At 38.9% G+C, this 18,164-nt stretch carries 17 protein-coding genes, 1 tRNA gene and 1 pseudogene; 10 read left to right on the top strand and 9 right to left on the bottom strand.

Translation table 11 applies throughout. The annotated features are described in order from the left end of the window. Positions 1-177: 177 nt before the first annotated feature. The 6 genes from QL995_RS21185 to QL995_RS21160 all read right to left on the bottom strand — a co-directional run bounded on the left by QL995_RS21185 (position 178) and on the right by QL995_RS21160 (position 6,168). Positions 178-1,533, bottom strand: coding sequence for a sodium-dependent transporter (locus QL995_RS21185; RefSeq protein WP_197100934.1), 1,356 nt, complete (start codon positions 1,531-1,533; stop codon positions 178-180). A 204-nt stretch (positions 1,534-1,737) separates the two neighbouring features. Then, on the bottom strand, positions 1,738-3,030 hold the full coding sequence (locus QL995_RS21180) for an ATP-binding protein (protein WP_007586613.1): 1,293 nt from the start codon (positions 3,028-3,030) through the stop codon (positions 1,738-1,740). A 19-nt stretch (positions 3,031-3,049) separates the two neighbouring features. After that, a complete protein-coding gene (locus tag QL995_RS21175; protein WP_010553868.1) occupies positions 3,050-3,754 on the bottom strand; it encodes a response regulator transcription factor in 705 nt (234 codons plus the stop codon). Positions 3,755-3,779: 25 nt separating this feature from the next. Beyond that, the gene (locus QL995_RS21170) at positions 3,780-4,163 is read right to left on the bottom strand and encodes a DUF3019 domain-containing protein (RefSeq protein WP_007586617.1); all 384 of its coding nucleotides are present in this window, start codon (positions 4,161-4,163) and stop codon (positions 3,780-3,782) included. Further along, positions 4,153-4,935 (bottom strand): MipA/OmpV family protein, encoded by a 783-nt coding sequence (locus QL995_RS21165; protein WP_007586620.1) that lies wholly within the window; start codon positions 4,933-4,935, stop codon positions 4,153-4,155. Before QL995_RS21165 ends, QL995_RS21170 begins: the two co-directional genes overlap by 11 nt. 429 nt (positions 4,936-5,364) lie before the next feature. Next, the gene (locus tag QL995_RS21160; protein WP_290295026.1) at positions 5,365-6,168 is read right to left on the bottom strand and encodes a hypothetical protein; all 804 of its coding nucleotides are present in this window, start codon (positions 6,166-6,168) and stop codon (positions 5,365-5,367) included. A 113-nt stretch (positions 6,169-6,281) separates the two neighbouring features. Between QL995_RS21160 and QL995_RS21155 the strand changes: the two genes are divergently transcribed. After that, positions 6,282-7,436 carry a serine hydrolase domain-containing protein gene (locus tag QL995_RS21155; protein WP_290295025.1) on the top strand — a complete coding sequence of 385 codons (1,155 nt, stop codon included), beginning with the start codon at positions 6,282-6,284 and terminating at the stop codon, positions 7,434-7,436. Next, entirely contained in the window at positions 7,433-7,936 is a 504-nt protein-coding gene (locus tag QL995_RS21150) for a histidine phosphatase family protein (protein ID WP_290295024.1), read from the top strand. Before QL995_RS21155 ends, QL995_RS21150 begins: the two co-directional genes overlap by 4 nt. 79 nt (positions 7,937-8,015) lie before the next feature. Here QL995_RS21150 and yhbY read toward each other — a convergent pair whose 3' ends face one another. Beyond that, a complete protein-coding gene (gene yhbY, locus QL995_RS21145) occupies positions 8,016-8,312 on the bottom strand; it encodes a ribosome assembly RNA-binding protein YhbY (protein WP_002963153.1) in 297 nt (98 codons plus the stop codon). Between the two features lie 88 nt (positions 8,313-8,400). Between yhbY and rlmE the strand changes: the two genes are divergently transcribed. From rlmE to QL995_RS21105, 8 genes are all read left to right on the top strand, one after another. After that, entirely contained in the window at positions 8,401-9,030 is a 630-nt protein-coding gene (gene rlmE, locus QL995_RS21140; RefSeq protein ID WP_007586629.1) for a 23S rRNA (uridine(2552)-2'-O)-methyltransferase RlmE, read from the top strand. 66 nt (positions 9,031-9,096) lie between these two features. Continuing rightward, positions 9,097-11,040, top strand: a complete 1,944-nt coding sequence (ftsH, locus tag QL995_RS21135) for an ATP-dependent zinc metalloprotease FtsH (RefSeq protein WP_231609128.1) — start codon at positions 9,097-9,099, stop codon at positions 11,038-11,040. A gap of 78 nt (positions 11,041-11,118) precedes the next feature. Continuing rightward, positions 11,119-11,967, top strand: a complete 849-nt coding sequence (folP, locus tag QL995_RS21130; protein WP_010553862.1) for a dihydropteroate synthase — start codon at positions 11,119-11,121, stop codon at positions 11,965-11,967. Then, a complete protein-coding gene (glmM, locus tag QL995_RS21125; protein ID WP_007586638.1) occupies positions 11,964-13,313 on the top strand; it encodes a phosphoglucosamine mutase in 1,350 nt (449 codons plus the stop codon). The genes folP and glmM overlap by 4 nt, the downstream gene beginning before the upstream one ends. A 71-nt stretch (positions 13,314-13,384) precedes the next feature. Then, entirely contained in the window at positions 13,385-14,134 is a 750-nt protein-coding gene (gene tpiA / locus QL995_RS21120; protein WP_007586641.1) for a triose-phosphate isomerase, read from the top strand. Between the two features lies 1 nt (position 14,135). Then, a complete protein-coding gene (secG, locus tag QL995_RS21115; protein ID WP_002962769.1) occupies positions 14,136-14,489 on the top strand; it encodes a preprotein translocase subunit SecG in 354 nt (117 codons plus the stop codon). Between the two features lie 82 nt (positions 14,490-14,571). After that, positions 14,572-14,656: transfer RNA gene (locus QL995_RS21110), tRNA-Leu, on the top strand. Between the two features lie 198 nt (positions 14,657-14,854). After that, the gene (locus QL995_RS21105) at positions 14,855-16,480 is read left to right on the top strand and encodes a methyl-accepting chemotaxis protein (protein ID WP_024590962.1); all 1,626 of its coding nucleotides are present in this window, start codon (positions 14,855-14,857) and stop codon (positions 16,478-16,480) included. 442 nt (positions 16,481-16,922) lie between these two features. Here the strand turns inward: QL995_RS21105 and QL995_RS21100 are convergent, their stop codons facing one another. After that, positions 16,923-17,330 (bottom strand): phosphate ABC transporter substrate-binding protein, encoded by a 408-nt coding sequence (locus tag QL995_RS21100; protein ID WP_165721602.1) that lies wholly within the window; start codon positions 17,328-17,330, stop codon positions 16,923-16,925. A gap of 12 nt (positions 17,331-17,342) precedes the next feature. Then, positions 17,343-18,041, bottom strand: a pseudogene (locus tag QL995_RS21095) (porin); the annotation flags it as partial. Positions 18,042-18,164: the final 123 nt, after the last annotated feature.

The raw sequence follows: 18,164 nt of genomic DNA, 5'->3' as shown, positions 1-18,164 counted from the left end.
TGGCAAAACTCAGTCGTAAGGTGTAATTCTTTAATAAATTCAGACATAAAAATAGGCCACAACTTCTGTTGTAGCCTATTATGAGCCCTTTGAAAGATCGTTCAATTAGCTTAAACGATCTGCATTAACTAATGTGGGCTATTTTAATTTAAGACTATTTTAAGGTTAAGGTATTATTTAGCTCAAGAGTGAGTGTAAAAACACCATACCAATAGCAAGTGGACATACAAACTTGGTATACCAAGGCCATATTTTCCAAAACAATGTGTTATGGACCTCAGGATTACCTTCTTTAATTGCTTTAAGTAATGAGCCTCTGTACCAAATCCAGCCTACAAATATACAACACATCAGGCCAAGCAAAGGTTGAGCTACTTTTGTAGTTAAAGTAATCACTAAGCCAAATAAGCTGCTAAGGTTACACACAATTATAATGCTAACGATAGCAATTAAAGCTCCAATCAACCAGGTTGCCTGAACGCGTTTCATCCCAAAGCGTTCTACAGTGTATGATACTGGCGCCTCTAACATTGAAATAGATGACGTTAAAGCGGCAATACTCATTAACGCAAAAAATGAAAAGCCCACAAATAAGCCAACTTCGCCCATTCCATCAAATAAAGCAGGGAGTACCTGAAATACTAACGTATCTTCAGAGAGTAATTTACCTGTTGAGGCCGAGAATATTTCAACGCCTTGAGCTTGCGCTACATACATAGCCGGAATAATCAGTAAACCCGCTACAAAGGCTATAAATACATCAATAAGGGTTACATAGGCACCTAAAGAAACAAGATTTTCTTTTTTGCTAATGTACGAGCCGTAAATAATCATTACGCTAGTACCTAGCGATAAAGAGAAAAAAGCTTGTCCTAGTGCGCTAACTAATAGTTTTGCGTCAAAAATAGACGAAAAATCAGGAACTAAGTAAGCCTTTAAACCTTCCATTGCGCCATCTTGGGTCATTACATAAGCAATAAGTGCAAATAAAATCCCCAAAAGAGCGGGCATTAAACGTTTTGACCATTTTTCAATACCGTTCTCAACGCCTCTACTGATAATAGCGACAGTTAGTACGATAAAGACAAGAGTGAATATAATGTTTCGGGTAAGTGATTGCTCACTTAGCCATGTCGATGCTGTGTCGGCACCGACAAGAGTAGCTATGGGTTCAGCTGTAGCGCTGAGCATCCAACCAGCAACAATGGCGTAAAAACTTAATATAAAGCCAGCACATAAAATACCGCCAAAACCAACAATAAAGGCAAAGTGTTTTTGCCATGGCTTATTAGATATTTTTTGAAGTGATGAAACCGCGTTTGCTTGGCCATGACGACCAATCATCAGTTCAGCCATTAAAGCGGGGTAGGCTAAAAAGAACGCAAGCACTAAATATGCGACTAAAAATGCAGCACCGCCATTACTTGCTGTTTGTGTAGGGAATCCCCAAATATTGCCCAAACCAACGGCAGAACCCGCGGCGGCCATAATAAAACCAAAGCGAGAGCTGAACTCGCCTCTAACTGCGCTCATATTATTGTACTTCTCTATTGTGTGACGGCGGTGACAATCTACTGGAAATGTTAAAAAATAAAAAGTGCTTATTTGCTGATCTAGCACAATTTAATAAGTAAAGTGTGTGTTATAACCATCGATTTTAATTGTTGTTATCGAGTCGTTTAGAATAACGAGTTGATTTTGTTTAATAATTGTTAATTACAGTCTGTAACTATTGCTTTACGAATTATGATGTTGTGCAATAGTGAGAGTAAAACACGCACCACCTAGCTGGGTACTTTTACTTACTTTAACACTGCCATGATGCCAGTCGGCTACTTTTTCAACAATAGCTAGACCAAGGCCGTAACTTTTATCAGCTCTGTTACGGTGATCTTCTTCCCTAAAAAATGGGCTAAATACATTACTAAAATTTTCTCGAGCGATACCCGGGCCGTCATCTTCTACCGTTATTATAAGCTGTTGCTCGTGTAACTTTGCGCTCAGGTAAATATGTTGGCTTGCAAAATCACATGCGTTAGTTAATAAGTTAGTAATTGCGCGAGCAAGCCAGTGAAGATCTGCATTTATTATTTTATCTGTACTATTGAGCTGTACGTTAAGCATTTGCATTTCAAGTTTTGGTGCAAGTTGAACTAAAATATCTTCAAGGTAGGACTTAATGTTTGTTGATGAATAGGTCAGCTTATTAGCATTTTGCTCTAAAGTAGCAAAAGCTAAATAGCTACTAAGCATCGATTCCATATGGTCTAAGTCATTTTCCATACGGGTTAAATACTGTTTTACTTTTTGCTCATCATGGCTATCTAATGCCGCATCTAAACCAAATCGCAGGCACGCGATAGGGGTGCGTATATCATGAGATAAACTTGAGGCCATTAGCTTGTTTTCGGCGACAAGCTTCTCTATTTGGCTGGCCATGCGGTTAAAGGTAAGCTCTACGTCTTTTATGTAAGTAAAATGCGATACTTTTATTCGGGCTTGAACATTACCTGAGGCAAACTTTTTAGCGGCTTCATTTAACACGGTTAATCGTTTAGCTAAGGGCGCAATAATAAACCCCATAAATACACATAAGCCTGCGTAAAAGAGCAAGGTTAATATAATGTCGTTATGTTGCTCGCTATCAAAAATTTTATCTAAACGCATTGATAAGTGAAAAGGATTTAAAACAGCGCTGCTATAAAGCATATAAAAGCCTTGCTGATCTTCTAAAATCAGCCCACCCGGCGTGTGCATTTGTAATAATAAAGAAGGCGGTAAAGCAAGTGATTCATTAGGTTTGTAATCAATTAAAACATCAAACTCTAGCGCCAGTTGTTTTACATAATCGCTGCGCTCAGATGTGGGTATGTTAGCTAACTGCTTGCTAAAACCCATGATCATTTTACTTTGCTGACTAAATTCATCCTGTGGGGTATGCGCTTGTTGACTAAAAGCATCAATAAGCCAGCCCAATACCACAATAGATAAAAGTGCACTGCCTAAAAGCGATATATAAAACTTTTTCATTTATTTATTCATCACTTTATTACCACGCAGTAGAAACAAGTAAATATCCACGGCCCCAAATAGTTTTAATTTTTTCAGGGTTTTGTGGATCATCATTAAACTTTTTACGAAGTGCAGAAATAAGTACATCAACACTTCTATCAAGCCCATCGTATTCTCTGCCTTTGGTTGCTTTAAATACAGCGTCACGCGAGACCACTTGGCCTGCATTGCTCGCAAGGTAATGAAGCAGTAAATACTCAGCACTTGATATGTTTACGTCTTGCTCGTTGAGTTTTACATTTCTAGATTCGGTATCAATACTAAGCGCACCAACATTAATAACACTCTCGTTAACGTGTGGAGTATTTGGCTCATTATTTTGGCGAAGGGCTGCTTTTATACGCGCTAGCAATGCACGAGGGCGCACAGGTTTCATTATGTAGTCGCTTGCACCTACTTCTAGACCAATGACCTCATCCATTTCTTCATCGCGTGCGGTGAGCATTATAATGGGCGAATTATAAAAACTACGAAGTTCTCTACACACGCTTATACCATCTTGCCCTGGAAGCATAATATCAAGGAGCACGATATTTGGATTTAACGTTTTGACTTGGCTAATTACTTCGTCACCTCTGTGACAAACATGCGTTGTGTAGCCTTGCTCTGTTAAATATTCAGCAACCCATTGAGCAAGTGATACATCGTCTTCAACGAGTAAAATAGTGCCATAGTTATCCATGAAAATATCCTTAATGCGATTGGTATTAAAATAGTCGCCAGCGGCGCTTTTTTTGCCTGTTTTGATATACCCATTGAAGCTTTACTTCGGCAATACTAATTATTTTAGAGGTATTGCTGTCAAATAGTTCAAATGAAATACTTTGCTGTGAATCAAATGCATAATTAAAGGTACCGCTCTGTTGCTTGAGCCAACATTGCATTATGTACTTTGAGGTGGCGTCACGTAGGCAGTAATTACCAATGATAGGTTGCTCCCACGTTAGCGTTACGTCAGCATAGCAATTTCGCCCTTCGCGCAATGCAACGCAGGTATCGGGAACTGCTATAAGTGCTTCAGGAGGTTCCTGAGCTTTAACAGTAAAAGTACTGGGGAAGATCAGTAATACACAGATCCATCTAAAATACATAACGTAGGCCTACCTTGGCTTTGTGTTGATATCCTTGGGAAATAATTGGACTGTCGTCAATCTCTTTTGAAAACCATGTGGTAAGCCAGCCGGATAAAAACACCCAATCTTGGCTTATTGGGTACTCAGCATGGAACTCAAAAATAATACTAGTACTGGCATTGCTGCTATAAACCGGGCGAAGGCTGGTGGCTTCATCGCTATCAATACCAAAGTAATAATTGGTAAAGTCAGCAGAGTAGGCGCTTAAACCAACACCAGATCTAAACTCCCAGTTTCGCCATGGCAAAATGTGACTAAAAAAGCTGTTTATAACCCAGCCATTGTGCGCGCCAGATACATCATGAAGGTATTCAAAAGAGAATTGAGAATTTTCAAATCGACGAGAAAGTCGAAGGCCGACGTCAAAGTCGTAATTACGTTTTTTTATACCTTGGAGTTCTTTTATAACACCATGGTTATAAAATCCGAGGCCTTTTTCGTCAAATCCAGCTTGAGTATTTGTGCCTAATATATCTAGGCCCCAATCAAATTTATCTATAAGACTGTAGCCTATTACAAGGCCGCCACTGAGTTGATTGTGATCGAAATCAAGGTAAAATTTATCGTAGGAAACAGCAAGACTTAAGTCGAGCTCAACGCCTTTATCGTAAGACTCAATGCCGACAAGGTAAGAATCTTCAATATAAAAGCCCGCACCAGCACTCCAATCCCACGCAAAGCCTTGGGTTGGCTCTAACGTATTATCTGCATAATAGCGGTTACTTGCCATACTCGACGTGCTAAAAATGCAGCAAAAAAGCAGTGTTATGCTCAGTAAAGTATGGTTAAGCAAAGCGTTTCTCATCCCTTAGGGCCTAATTATTATTTGTTATTAAGCGTAGTATATTGTTAATTCGTTCCTTTAATCTGTAAAAAAATGTAGTAAGTGTTAGGTCTGTTGATCTTTCAAGGTTAAATTTTAAGCAGTCTGTTTGGTATTTAGGCAAGGCAGAGCCTATGCAGTGTGGCTATTCCCCACAAATGGGCGATAACGTAGCATTAATGCCAAACAGGCGCTGCCCAAAGGGTTCTTCCTAGGGGCTATTTACTCTTTGTTACTCGGTTTTTACTTAGCCCACTAGGTTACAAACCTCGCGCCGCGATTAAATAGCCCCTAGTTTGAACAAATTTTAATCCGTAAAGATCATCAGACCCTAATTTACTGAACTTTAATTTTATCGATTAATATACTACTCAAGTAAAACTGCATCATAGGTGTTAATGCACTTACTTCAGTTCTGTTACATGGACCGCTAAGTTTGGTAAGGCTAGATAGTTTTGACAACGTTTTGTACTGAGGGATTTGAATATCTTTGCCAAGTCTTTCAATACGGGCCTCGTCAGTGTTTTGCTGATGAATAAAAGCGACAACCTCAAGCTCATTTGTGATTTTTTGCTCTTCAGTGAAATTGTAAATTAGTGGTTCACGATGAAAACTTGCGCTGTCGATTGAAGATTTAGCAAACCAAACAACATCACCCGATGACTTGTGCGTGAGACGCATACTAACTTGTGCAAATATTGCAGCGCACTGCTGTGTTGGGTATTGCTGGGCAACATTTGAATATAAAGTAAATGGCTTCTCTGGTTGCTTTATTGCGTACTTAGTATCGTCTGTGAAAGTTAAATCGAGTTGCTGAATAGTCAGTGTGTAGTCACTGTTGTTTTTAGTTGTTACTTTTAGTTGTTTATCGTTCAGTGCTTGGCTAATTTGCGATAGAAGTTTATCGGTTACGCTTGCCTTATCGGTAATGATTTTTACTGTTTGGTTTCTAACTACTTTATGCGCAGGAAGTTGAACCGATTTAACTTTTGGAGATGAGTGCTCTTTAGTGTACTCAAGTTGATAGGTCTGACTTTTTAATGTTGGCTTTAATGGCATAGCCAGTGGTTCGGCCGGTTGCTTTGTAATAGCACAACCAGTTGATAATAAAATAAAAAGTGACACAACTAAAAAACGCATAAGTACTAAACACTCGCTTAAAACCAAATAATCGTCGTATTGTACGTTAGTACAAACAAAACTTCATGATATTATCTGCGCAGATGTAGTTAAAAAGATAAATTTTATAAAAAATGAAGTATCTCAACTCTTTATCGTATTGCCTATCTGCTTTGTGTTTGCTGTTTAGTTCTGTGGGTTTTGCAGCAAAAGCGGATCCTGATTGGGATGCATTTGTAAAAAAGTACGGCCGTTACGCACAAAAAAAATTAAAAAGTAAAGGTATACCCGGTGCAGCGCTTTCGATTGTAAATATAAACAACTCAGACTACATCCACACCATGGGCGTAACTAAATCACGAAATGGACAAAAAGTTAATAAGCATACTCGGTTTAGACTCGCGTCTGTTTCGAAGACATTTGCAGGCTCGTTATCAGCTAAATTGGCTGCTAACGGCCTACTGGAATTAGATAAGCCTGTTAGCGAATACATAACTGATTTTAAAGGGACTGTTTATCAAGATGATTTAAAGGTGTTTCATCTTTTGAGCCATTCAAGTGGATTAGTTCCTAATGCATACGACAATTTAATTGAATCTCGTATGGATTACCCAGGTATTGTTGAAAAGCTGCTTAGCGTCAAACCAATTTGCAAACCCGGCGAATGTTATGGCTATCAAAACGTTATGTTTAGTCTTATAGGCGATGTGATATTACAAAGCACCGATAAAAGTTACGGACAGTGGTTACGAGAAGCTATTTTTGAGCCATTAAAAATGAGTGATGCGAGCTTAGGTTTTGAACAAATGGTGCATGACAATAATTATGCTCTACCTCATGTGCGGGGTAAAAAACGCTGGTATAGCGCTAAGCTTAAAAAAAATTATTATAAAGTGGGACCTGCAGCGGGTGTGAACGCTAGCGCAAGTGATATGGCTATTTGGTTAAGAGCGCAGCTGGGCCAATATCCTGATATTTTGTCATTGGATACTCTAGCAAAACAAACACGCCCTTATACACATACAAAAAAAGAAATGCATCGCAGGGTGTGGAAAAAACACCTTAATGAAGCTTATTACGGATTAGGTTGGCGCGTTTATAACTATGCTGATGAAACACTTTACTATCATAGTGGCTGGGTGCAAGGTTATAGAAGTGATGTGGTTGTATTTCCTCACTTAAATATTGGTTTTAGCTTAATAGTTAATGCTGAAACCGGCGTAATCAATGAACTAACGACTGAATTTATCGACAGGCTACTAGAATACAAACGAGGTAAAAAAACATGAATAATAAAATAATATTAGCAATCACTTTTTTAGTCATGTCATTTAATTGTAGTTTGGCATTTGCTGCACCTGATGAGATATATTTGTTTCGTCATAGCGAAAAGTTAACGGGTAAAAACCCAGCGCTCTCAGAGGAGGGGAAAGCACGCGCCAATAATTTAGTTACTTTGTTTAAAGAACATCAAAATATACATATTTTCAGCAGCAACTATAAACGCACGTTACAAACAGCGGCCCCTTTGCAGGCATATTTTAATACCGACGTAAATGTGTATAACGCAGGTGAGCTAAGTGATTTAAAAAATGAGTTACTAAAACTAAAAGGTGTAGTTGTTGTTATTGGGCACAGTAATACAACACCGCAACTAGCCGAGCTACTTTCGAATGAAAAAGTGCCAGCAATGAGTGAAACACAATTTACTCAGTACTTTATATTGAATAAGAAGCCCAGTAGTAATGGTAGTGAATATGATGTAACCCATCATAAAATGAGTTTTTGATTTAAAACGTTAAATAATAAAAAACCAGCATTAAGCTGGTTTTTCAATTTAAACGCACTAAATCCTTTAACAGGAATAATTAGTTACGAGGTAAATGTATTTTTTTCTCAACGCTTTGACGATAAAGCACAATAGTGTGACCTATCGTTTGTAGCTTAGTCGCACCAGTTTCACGTACGATTGCTTCAAAAATTAATGCTTTTGTTTCACGATCGTCAGTTGGAACTTTAACTTTGATTAATTCGTGAATTTCTAATGCACTTTGAATTTCGACTACTACGCCCTCGGTTAAACCGTTAGAACCTAGTAAAACTACAGGCTTAAGGCTATGTGCCTGACCTTTTAAAAACTGCTTTTGTTTGTTTGATAATGTCATGTTTATACAAATTTTGCTGAATATGGCTTGAATTAAGGGTATTCTAACGCCATCTAGAGAATATTACTAATTAGTTGCGTGTTAATTTATGACAAATAAAAAACAGTCAGCCAGTTCACAGCGATGGCTGAAAGAACATTTTGATGATAAATATGTTCAAGAAGCGCAAAAAAAAGGCTGGCGTTCCCGAGCGGTTTTTAAATTAGATGAAGTACAAAATAGAGATAAAATACTTCGTCCAGGTATGACAGTTGTTGATTTAGGGGCGGCTCCAGGAAGTTGGTCTCAATATTTGGCTGAAAAAGTAGGTGACAAAGGCCAAGTGATCGCGTGTGATATATTGCCGATGGATTCACTTGCGGGTGTTGACTTCTTACAAGGTGACTTTCGTGAGGAGGCTGTATTAAATGCGTTGTTAAAACGTATTGATGGTAAAAATGTTGATGTGGTACTCTCTGACATGGCACCAAATATGAGTGGCAATAACTCAGTAGATCAAGCGGGTAGTATGTATTTGGTAGAACTTGCGCTGGATATGTGTAGTCAAGTACTAAAGAAAAATGGCGCATTTATTGTTAAAGTTTTCCAAGGAGAAGGCTTTGATCAATACTTGCAAGATGTACGTAATAGTTTTAAAGCAGTGAAAATACGCAAACCTGATGCCTCACGTGCCCGTTCTCGGGAAGTATATATAGTAGCGACTGGATACAAACTGTAGTACAGTTGCTTGGCGTTTAGTTGAATTTAAATTAATTGGATACAAGAGGTTAACCCCTTGAGCGATATGGCGAAAAATTTAATACTATGGCTGGTGATTGCAGTTGTGCTGATGTCAGTCTTTCAGAGCTTTAATGGCGGCGAGCAAGTTGATCGTCAAACAAGTTACACTCAATTTGTAAAAGATGTCCGCAGTGGCTCTTTACAAGAAGTTATTATCGACCGCGGTACAGGAAATATTACTGGTACTAAGAGCAGTGGTGAGCGTTTTCAAACAACGATGCCAATGTACGATGAAGACTTAATAAATGATTTACTTAAAAATGATGTAAATGTGAAGGGTGTACAACCTGAAGAACAATCATTCTTAGCAAGTATATTTATTTCTTGGTTCCCGATGATACTGCTTATAGGTGTATGGATATTCTTCATGCGTCAAATGCAAGGCGGCGGCGGTAAAGGCGCTATGTCATTTGGTAAGAGTAAAGCTCGCTTAATGAGTGAAGATCAAATTAAAACAACGTTTGCTGATGTTGCAGGTTGTGATGAAGCAAAAGAAGATGTTACTGAGCTGGTAGACTTTTTACGAGATCCTTCTAAGTTTCAAAAACTTGGCGGTAGTATTCCTAAAGGTGTACTAATGGTTGGTCCTCCAGGTACCGGTAAAACGTTACTTGCGAAGGCTGTTGCTGGTGAAGCTAAAGTACCATTTTTTACAATTTCTGGTTCAGATTTTGTTGAAATGTTTGTGGGTGTTGGTGCGTCACGTGTACGTGACATGTTTGAGCAAGCTAAAAAAGCGGCGCCTTGTATTATCTTCATAGATGAGATTGACGCTGTTGGTCGTAAACGTGGTGCCGGTATGGGCGGCGGTAACGACGAACGTGAGCAAACGCTTAACCAAATGCTAGTAGAAATGGATGGTTTTGGTGGTAATGAAGGTATTATCGTTATCGCAGCAACTAACCGACCAGATGTATTAGACCCTGCATTACTTCGTCCAGGTCGTTTTGACCGTCAAGTTGAAGTAGGTTTACCTGATATTCGTGGTCGTGAGCAAATACTTAAAGTACACATGCGTAAAGTGCCATTAGGCGATAACGTAGAAGCTGCTCTTATAGCACGTGGTACTCCAGGTTTCTCTGGCGCGGATTTAGCAAACTTAGTAAACGAAGCTGCACTTTATGCAGCACGTGGTAATAAACGTGTTGTAAGTATGGCTGAATTTGATGCTGCTAAAGATAAAATCATGATGGGCGCAGAGCGCAAGACCATGGTGATGAGCGAGCAAGAAAAAGCAATGACAGCGTACCATGAAGCTGGCCATGCAATTGTTGGTCGTATGGTGCCAGAACATGATCCAGTTTATAAAGTATCTATTATTCCACGTGGCCGTGCGCTGGGTGTAACAATGTATTTACCTGAGCAGGATCGTGTTAGTCATTCAAAAGAGCTTTTAGAATCAATGATTTCTAGCCTTTATGGTGGCCGTATTGCTGAAGCGCTTATTTACGGTGCAGATAAAGTAACAACGGGTGCAAGTAATGACATTGAACGAGCTACAGATATAGCGCGTAAAATGGTTACACATTGGGGTTTAAGTGAAAAACTAGGCCCGTTACTTTACGCTGAAGATCAGAACGAAATGTATATGGGTGGTGGCGGTAGTCGTTCATCTAGCATGTCGGACGACACGGCAAAAGTAATTGATGCAGAGGTTCGATTACTTTCAGATCGTAACTATCAAAGAGCAGAAGAAATATTAAAAGAAAACATTGATATTCTTCACTCAATGAAAGATGCGTTAATGAAATACGAAACTATTGATGCTAAACAAATTGATGATTTAATGGCACGCCAACCAGTACGTGAACCGCGTGATGCACATGACCGTCATGAAGCTAAACCGGTAAAAGCGGAAGAACCTCAAGAACCAGTTGCTGATGAAAATCAAAAGACTGATGATTCATCAAAAAAAGATGAAACAAACCTTGATGACAAAGCTGAATAATCGTTAAAATAGCAATGAAAGCCCCGAACTTCGGGGCTTTTTTGTATCAGCTATTTAGAAAAAGAATAAAGGTTGGCAATGACTAACATATTAAAGCTTCCGAGAGGGCGTACGCTTAATCTTGAAAAGCCCGTTATTATGGGAATATTAAATGTAACGCCGGATTCATTTTCTGATGGTGGGCAGTTTTTAGATCCTAAAATAGCGCTAAAACGCGCAATGCAATTATTAGATGACGGTGCGACAATTTTAGATATAGGGGGAGAATCTACTCGCCCAGGCGCGCCAGATGTTAGCTTAGAAGATGAACTTGCTCGAGTAATCCCCGCTATTAAAGCGATACGTCAGCACAGCGATTGCGTTATTTCAATTGATACCAGTAAAGCACAGGTAATGGAGCAAGCAATACTTGCAGGGGCAGATATAGTCAATGATGTTAGAGCTTTACAAGAAATAGACGCCTTAGAAACGGTTGCGCAGTATGAAGATGTAGCAATTTGTTTAATGCATATGCAAGGGCAGCCCCGGAGCATGCAATCGTCACCTCATTACGATAATTTGTTTGCAGATATAAGTATGTTTTTTAGTGAACGTATTAAAGCATGTGAAACAGCTGGGATTAAGTTTGAACGACTTATTCTAGACCCAGGTTTTGGATTTGGAAAAACGCTTAGTCATAACTATCAAATATTGGCTAAGTTTGACGATTTTAATAAATTAGGTTTGCCATTATTGGCCGGATTATCTCGTAAATCGATGATAGGTAATTTATTAAACAGAAATACAAATGAACGGTTAGCGGGCAGCTTAGCGGGTGCGTTAATCGCAGCGCAAAATGGCGCAAAAATTATTCGTGTACATGACGTAAAAGAAACCGCAGATGTACTTGGTGTATATCAAGCCTGCGAACAAGGAATTTCACAATGAAAGAAAGAAAATATTTTGGCACCGATGGCGTGCGTGGACTTGTAGGCGCTGCTCCAATAAACCCTGAATTTGCAATGAAGCTAGGCTGGGCTGCTGGGCGTGTATTATCGCAAAGTGGTACTAAAAAAGTAATTATTGGTAAAGATACGCGTATTTCGGGCTATATGCTTGAAACCGCACTTGAGGCTGGTTTAATTGCTGCTGGTATTGATGTTGTATTATTGGGTCCTATGCCTACACCGGCCGTTGCTTATTTAGCGCAAACATTTCGTGCTGAGGCAGGTATTGTAATTAGTGCCTCACATAATCCGTATTACGATAACGGTATTAAGTTTTTCAATGGTCAAGGCTTAAAGCTTGATGATGCAGTAGAACTTGAAATTGAAGCGATGCTTGATGAGCAAATGACATGTGTTGCTTCAGATAAATTAGGCAAAGCATCGCGTTTAGTCAGTGCGGATGGCCGCTATATAGAGTTTTGTAAGAGCCAGTTCCCGCAAGGCCTGTCTTTAGAAGGTCTTAAAATTGTTGTCGATTGCGCAAATGGCGCAACTTATCATATTGCACCTTCTGTTATGCGTGAACTTGGCGCAGAAGTAATAACACATGCGTGTGAGCCTAACGGCGTTAATATCAACCATGAATGTGGCGCTACTCACGTAGATACCCTTAAACGTAAAGTGCTTGAACTTAAAGCCGACGTAGGTATTGCATACGATGGTGATGGTGACCGCGTGATGATGGTTGATCATAATGGCCGTGTTTTTGATGGTGATGATCTGGTTTATATTATTGCTTGCCAAGCAGCCCAAGATGATAATTTGGGTGGTGGTGTAGTTGGTACTGTTATGTCTAACATGGGCCTTGAAAACGCTTTAAAAGCAAAAGGTATCGAGTTTGCTCGCAGTAAAGTGGGTGATCGCTATGTTATGGAATTACTACAGCAAAAAGGCTGGAAAATTGGCGGTGAAAGCTCAGGCCATGTACTGAATCTAGACTTAATTAGCACGGGTGATGGTATTATTTCAAGCTTACAAGTACTTGCTGCTATGGTTGCACAAAATCGTACATTGCAAGACTTAGGCGCTGGTTTTACCAAGTATCCAATGAAGATGATTAACGTGCGTTATACAGCTGGAACTGACCCGACAAAAGCACCAGAAGTGCTTTCAGCTGTAGCAGAAGTAGAGCTTGCTTTAGGCGATAAAGGCCGTGTTTTACTGCGCAAATCAGGCACTGAACCTGTGGTTCGTGTTATGGTTGAAGCCGAGCAAGAAAAGATTGTAATAGACAGCGCTCAAAAAATTGCAGCTGTTGTAGAATCTATGAGCAAACAAACTGATTAATAACAATAATCTCTTGTAACTTTGGGCGAGAAAAGTTAATATCTCGCCCGCTTTCTAATGTGGAGTGGATAATGGCAATACGCAAGGCGATGGTCGCAGGCAACTGGAAAATGAATGGCTCTTTAGAGTTAGTTAAACAAATGTCTGACGCTATTAACGATGTAAAATCACAAGAGATGGACATTGTTTTATTTCCTCCATTCCCACTTGTACCAGCAATGGTAGCTAGCGGTGTTTCTACAGGAGCTCAAACTGTTTCTGAAAATACACCTGGCGCATTTACTGGTGAAGTTGATGCGCAGCTTATAAAAGATTTAGGTGCAACTTATGTACTCGTTGGTCATTCTGAACGCCGCAGTATTTATAACGAAAGTAATGCAACAGTCGCTGAAAAGTTTGCTAGAGCACAGCAAGTTGGGTTAACACCAATATTATGTGTAGGCGAGAGCGAAAGTGAGCAAGAAAACGGCCAAACCGAACAAGTAGTTGCTGCACAAATTGATGCAGTAATAGAGAAATTAGGTGTAGCAGCACTGAAAGATTCTGTGATAGCATACGAGCCCGTTTGGGCCATAGGCACAGGTAAGACTGCATCGCCAGAGCAGGCACAAACTGTTCATAAATTTATCCGTGACAAAATTGCATCACTTGATAGCAATTTAGCACAAGGGCTTACCATCTTATATGGTGGTAGCGTTAATGAAAAAAATAGCGAATTATTATTTGCACAAACAGATATAGATGGCGGCTTAATTGGCGGCGCAAGTCTAAAAGCAGAATCTTTTACTGCAATCTGTAACAGTGCAAAAGGGACTGTATAAGATGTACGAAATTTTATTAGTAGTTTATTTAGTTGTGGCTTTGGCTCTAGTTGGAATGGTTTTAATTCAACAAGGTAAAGGCGCAGATATGGGTTCTTCATTTGGCGCTGGTGCATCAGGCACAGTTTTTGGTTCGTCAGGTGCAGGTAACTTTATGACAAAAACAACCACAAGCTTAGCAACGGTATTTTTTGTATTAAGCATTGTGTTAGGAAACCTAACTGCTGGTCAAATTAAAAAGACTGACGAATGGGAAAACCTAGAAGCAGCTCCAGCAGTAGAAACAGTAGTTCCTGTTGAAGAAGATGTTCCAGTAACATCTACTAAAGAGCAAAGCTCTGACGTACCAAACTAATTTAGCGTAAAGCTATCGTTAAACGATTTATAGTCCTCAAATAAATCACATGTTTAACAATTAAGCGAAAGCTTAAAAAAATGCGGATGTGGTGGAATTGGTAGACACGCCACCTTGAGGGGGTGGTGCTTTAGGGCATGGGGGTTCAAGTCCCCCCATCCGCACCAAATTTAGAAACCAGTAGCAGTGATGTTACTGGTTTTTTTGTATCTGTAATTTATTGTGATTGTTTTATGAGCGATGTGTGTTTATTGTTAAATATTTCTTCTATTTGTTAGAAAAAACTAGAAATATTACAAATTTAGCTCACACTTATAGATATCAAGCCGATAATAGATATAGACAATAAAATAAGGTAGCACAGTATGGCTTCAGGCTTCTCTTTTCAAAACCTAAGCATAACAAAAAAAATACATGCAATAACATGCATTGCGGTAGTGGCTTTCATAGTGATCGTATTGATAAACTATTTAGCTATGAATGATAATAAGGTTTCTCTCGATGAAATGAGTAACTCATCGTATAAAGTTGTAAAAATAACGTCGCAAAACGTAGGGCTTTTAGAAAAACTTGATGAACTTTATACCCAAGCGGTTACGTTTGGTGAGCAAGATCTTATAGTTAAAGCAGACGAGGTATATCAAACTTTAGAGTCTAATATTACCTTAATAACGCAACTTAATAACTCCTACATTAATAACGATATTATTAATGAGTTGTCAGATTATGAAAAAATATCCTCAAGTATTGCTACAGGTATGGTTAACGGTACTGCTGATTTTAGTAAGATTCAGCAACAAGCGCAGCTTAAAACAAGTTTATATGGATCTGTCTTAGAAAGTTTTAAAGGGGCTCAACAAAAAGCGGATAATCGTTTTTTTGAACTGGTTGCCAACACTAAAGCGCGCTCTGATGAAGCATTAACTCTAATGTTAGCTGTATCCATTATTTCATTAATTTTATTATTGTTTATGGCTATTTGGATTGCTAAGAATATAGGTTCATCTGCGAGTGATGCAGCTAACAACCTTAGTTTATTAGCAAGCGGCAATGGTTCTTTAAGCACACAGCTATCTGTTAACTCAGAAGACGAAATTGGCCAAGTCTCTATTAATTTTAACGCATTTATTTCCTTACTAAGAGAAACAGTTCTTGAAGTTATTGCTGTATGTGAGCCTTTAATGGAAAACTCAACACGACTAGTTCAAGGTATGGAACAAGCTGAGCGTGCTACAACAAAGCAAACCACAGATGCTGAAATTGTTAAGCAATCTATGGAAGAAATGAAGCAGAGTGTTGGTGATATATCAGAATCTGCAGCTAACGCTTCTCACGCAGCTGAAACGGCCGAGAAAGAAGTTGAACAAAGTCGTACACAAGTACAGATGTCAGTTACCGCTTCTCGTACGCTCAGTGATGAAATTAATCGAGCTGCAGGGACTATTAATAAGCTTGCGGACGATACAAAAAATGTATCGCAGATTTTGAATGTAATTACGTCTATTGCAGATCAGACAAACTTACTTGCTCTTAATGCTGCTATTGAAGCTGCACGAGCAGGTGAACATGGAAGAGGCTTTGCTGTAGTGGCAGATGAGGTTCGTGAATTGGCTTCTCGCACTGCACATTCTACTAATGAAATACGTGAACTATTGGGATCATTAACGACTGCCGCAAATGAATCTGTAGCTGCTATGACTTCAGCACGTGATATGGCAACAGATAATGCTACAGCCGCAGAAAAAACAGGTATTTCAATAGAGAAAATCGCAGAGCAAATGTTAGAAATTAATGGTATGAATTCGCAAATAGCAGCAGCAACTGAAGAACAAACATCCGTTGCAGCTATGGTAGTAGATAATGTGTCAAATATGCATGTATCGTTCGAAGATACTATGGACTCACTACTTGCTGTACGCGACGTAGCCAAAAACCTACATTACCTATCTGATAACCTATTAGATGCAACCGCTAAGTTTAGAATCGAGTAAAGCTTAGTACTGAGTCAGTATAAAAATCTACCCTAGGGTTGATGCCAGTTAGTTAACCGCTGACTGGCTTTTTTGTTTGGATATCTGGTTTGACATACCTAGTATATGTCCACTCCCGCTTTATTAGTAATATGTGATGCTCTACTTTAGCTTACTATTGCTCTATTTATTTAGGGATACTCCCTGAGTTCTCAATAAACATAGTCTGAATTAAGTTAATAATATTAATTGCACACGTCGTAACACTCAGTTGACAGAAGTCTTCTGAATTGGGTGCGTAGCTATTGGCTAGAGAAAGTGTTGTAGTGGGTTGCAAAAAAAAGGCCTCTGAATAAATTCAGAAGCCTTCATAAACGAACCAGAAGGCCGGTTTATCGATTGGTTAAATATTTCTCAACCTATCAGTATTAACCTCTGGGTGGTTTTTATATCAATTTCACTGCTAAAAGGTCGCAATTACTTTTACTTTATCGGTCACTTTAGCACTATCAACATAGCCAATTGCATTTCCATTAGCTGCAACAAAATCAATAACAGCTTGGTCAGTTGTTAGTTTTTCAGGCGGGGTACCTTTACCTGTAAATACAAGCTTTGACCAATATGCATTTAACTGACTGCTAGACTTACCCACTACTTTATCGTTAAATTCATCAGCTACAGATGTACCGTCTTGATTTATAGGATTAACTTTATCGCCATTACTAAATGACTTACTTTTTCCCAGATAAATCTTTTTTATTGTGTCAGCATCTACAGAGCTAGCATTGCTTGGATTAATAATCACAGCAACTTCTGCAAATACATTAATTGAGCACAATGAAAGTGCACTTACTAAAATTAATTTTTTCATCATAAGCTCCAATTAAAAGACAAGATCTACACCAACAGCTACAACATCCGTCTCTGTATCAGTTATGTCATCTTCAAAACGACTAAAGTCGATCTTGAAAGCAGCGGAAGGATGAAAATCATAACGTGCACCAATTGTGTATACGTTACTTTGTGCACGAAGACCTTCAAGAGCACCATTTACAGCTGAATTTAAGGTTGGTATTGACTCAATGGTATTAAAACGTGATGAGTCATGTTTGTCATCATTGTCTTCATAAGTAAAATGAACAATTACACTGTCAATACGGTAACCAACTGATGCGTAATACTGTGACTGTTTTGGTAGTATACTGTCTTCAACCTCAAATTGTGTATATTCGGCATCAAACAAAAAGTTTTCATAATCAACAGAAAAACCAACGCCAACGAAGCTCGTTTTATCTTCTTCAGTGATTAGGTCATTCGCAGTATTAGTTAAGCCACTATCAGACAATACACTTACGAGACCAATTAGGCCGCTATCCTCAGAAGAGATGCTAGTGTCGGCCACAATGTATGCAGCTCGCGCACTGAACCAGTCGTATGATAGACTCCAGTTTATACCGCCTAAATTATTTAATTCAGCAGGTAATTCTGTTCCAAATACGTCAATATCACCATCGAATGCACCATAAAAGCCTTGAAGCGTAGAATCCCAATCACCCAATTGAGAGCTGTAAACTACACTAACGAGCCTGTAGATTAACTCGTTTTTTATTTATTTTTATTGATAGACAAACCATAGCTGAGTTCCTATTTTGGTTCAATCGATTACTGTATTTTATGCAGAATATAAAGTGGGAGTTTGGTGTTG

It is taken from the genome of Pseudoalteromonas sp. APC 3358, assembly GCF_030408075.1.
GTDB lineage: Bacteria > Pseudomonadota > Gammaproteobacteria > Enterobacterales > Alteromonadaceae > Pseudoalteromonas > Pseudoalteromonas arctica.
The sequence above is the reverse complement of the archived record's forward strand: the minus strand, read 5'-3'. Positions and strand labels throughout refer to the sequence as shown.

Bases quoted from the DNA above. Each gene is read 5' to 3' on its own strand.
- QL995_RS21185 (WP_197100934.1), bottom strand. From the start codon at position 1,533: ATGAGCGCAGTTAGAGGCGAGTTCAGCTCTCGCTTTGGTTTTATTATG.
- QL995_RS21180 (WP_007586613.1), bottom strand. From the start codon at position 3,030: ATGAAAAAGTTTTATATATCGCTTTTAGGCAGTGCACTTTTATCTATT.
- QL995_RS21175 (WP_010553868.1), bottom strand. From the start codon at position 3,754: ATGGATAACTATGGCACTATTTTACTCGTTGAAGACGATGTATCACTT.
- QL995_RS21170 (WP_007586617.1), bottom strand. From the start codon at position 4,163: ATGTATTTTAGATGGATCTGTGTATTACTGATCTTCCCCAGTACTTTT.
- QL995_RS21165 (WP_007586620.1), bottom strand. From the start codon at position 4,935: ATGGCAAGTAACCGCTATTATGCAGATAATACGTTAGAGCCAACCCAA.
- QL995_RS21160 (WP_290295026.1), bottom strand. From the start codon at position 6,168: ATGCGTTTTTTAGTTGTGTCACTTTTTATTTTATTATCAACTGGTTGT.
- QL995_RS21155 (WP_290295025.1), top strand. From the start codon at position 6,282: ATGAAGTATCTCAACTCTTTATCGTATTGCCTATCTGCTTTGTGTTTG.
- QL995_RS21150 (WP_290295024.1), top strand. From the start codon at position 7,433: ATGAATAATAAAATAATATTAGCAATCACTTTTTTAGTCATGTCATTT.
- yhbY (WP_002963153.1), bottom strand. From the start codon at position 8,312: ATGACATTATCAAACAAACAAAAGCAGTTTTTAAAAGGTCAGGCACAT.
- rlmE (WP_007586629.1), top strand. From the start codon at position 8,401: ATGACAAATAAAAAACAGTCAGCCAGTTCACAGCGATGGCTGAAAGAA.
- ftsH (WP_231609128.1), top strand. From the start codon at position 9,097: ATGGCGAAAAATTTAATACTATGGCTGGTGATTGCAGTTGTGCTGATG.
- folP (WP_010553862.1), top strand. From the start codon at position 11,119: ATGACTAACATATTAAAGCTTCCGAGAGGGCGTACGCTTAATCTTGAA.
- glmM (WP_007586638.1), top strand. From the start codon at position 11,964: ATGAAAGAAAGAAAATATTTTGGCACCGATGGCGTGCGTGGACTTGTA.
- tpiA (WP_007586641.1), top strand. From the start codon at position 13,385: ATGGCAATACGCAAGGCGATGGTCGCAGGCAACTGGAAAATGAATGGC.
- secG (WP_002962769.1), top strand. From the start codon at position 14,136: ATGTACGAAATTTTATTAGTAGTTTATTTAGTTGTGGCTTTGGCTCTA.
- QL995_RS21105 (WP_024590962.1), top strand. From the start codon at position 14,855: ATGGCTTCAGGCTTCTCTTTTCAAAACCTAAGCATAACAAAAAAAATA.
- QL995_RS21100 (WP_165721602.1), bottom strand. From the start codon at position 17,330: ATGAAAAAATTAATTTTAGTAAGTGCACTTTCATTGTGCTCAATTAAT.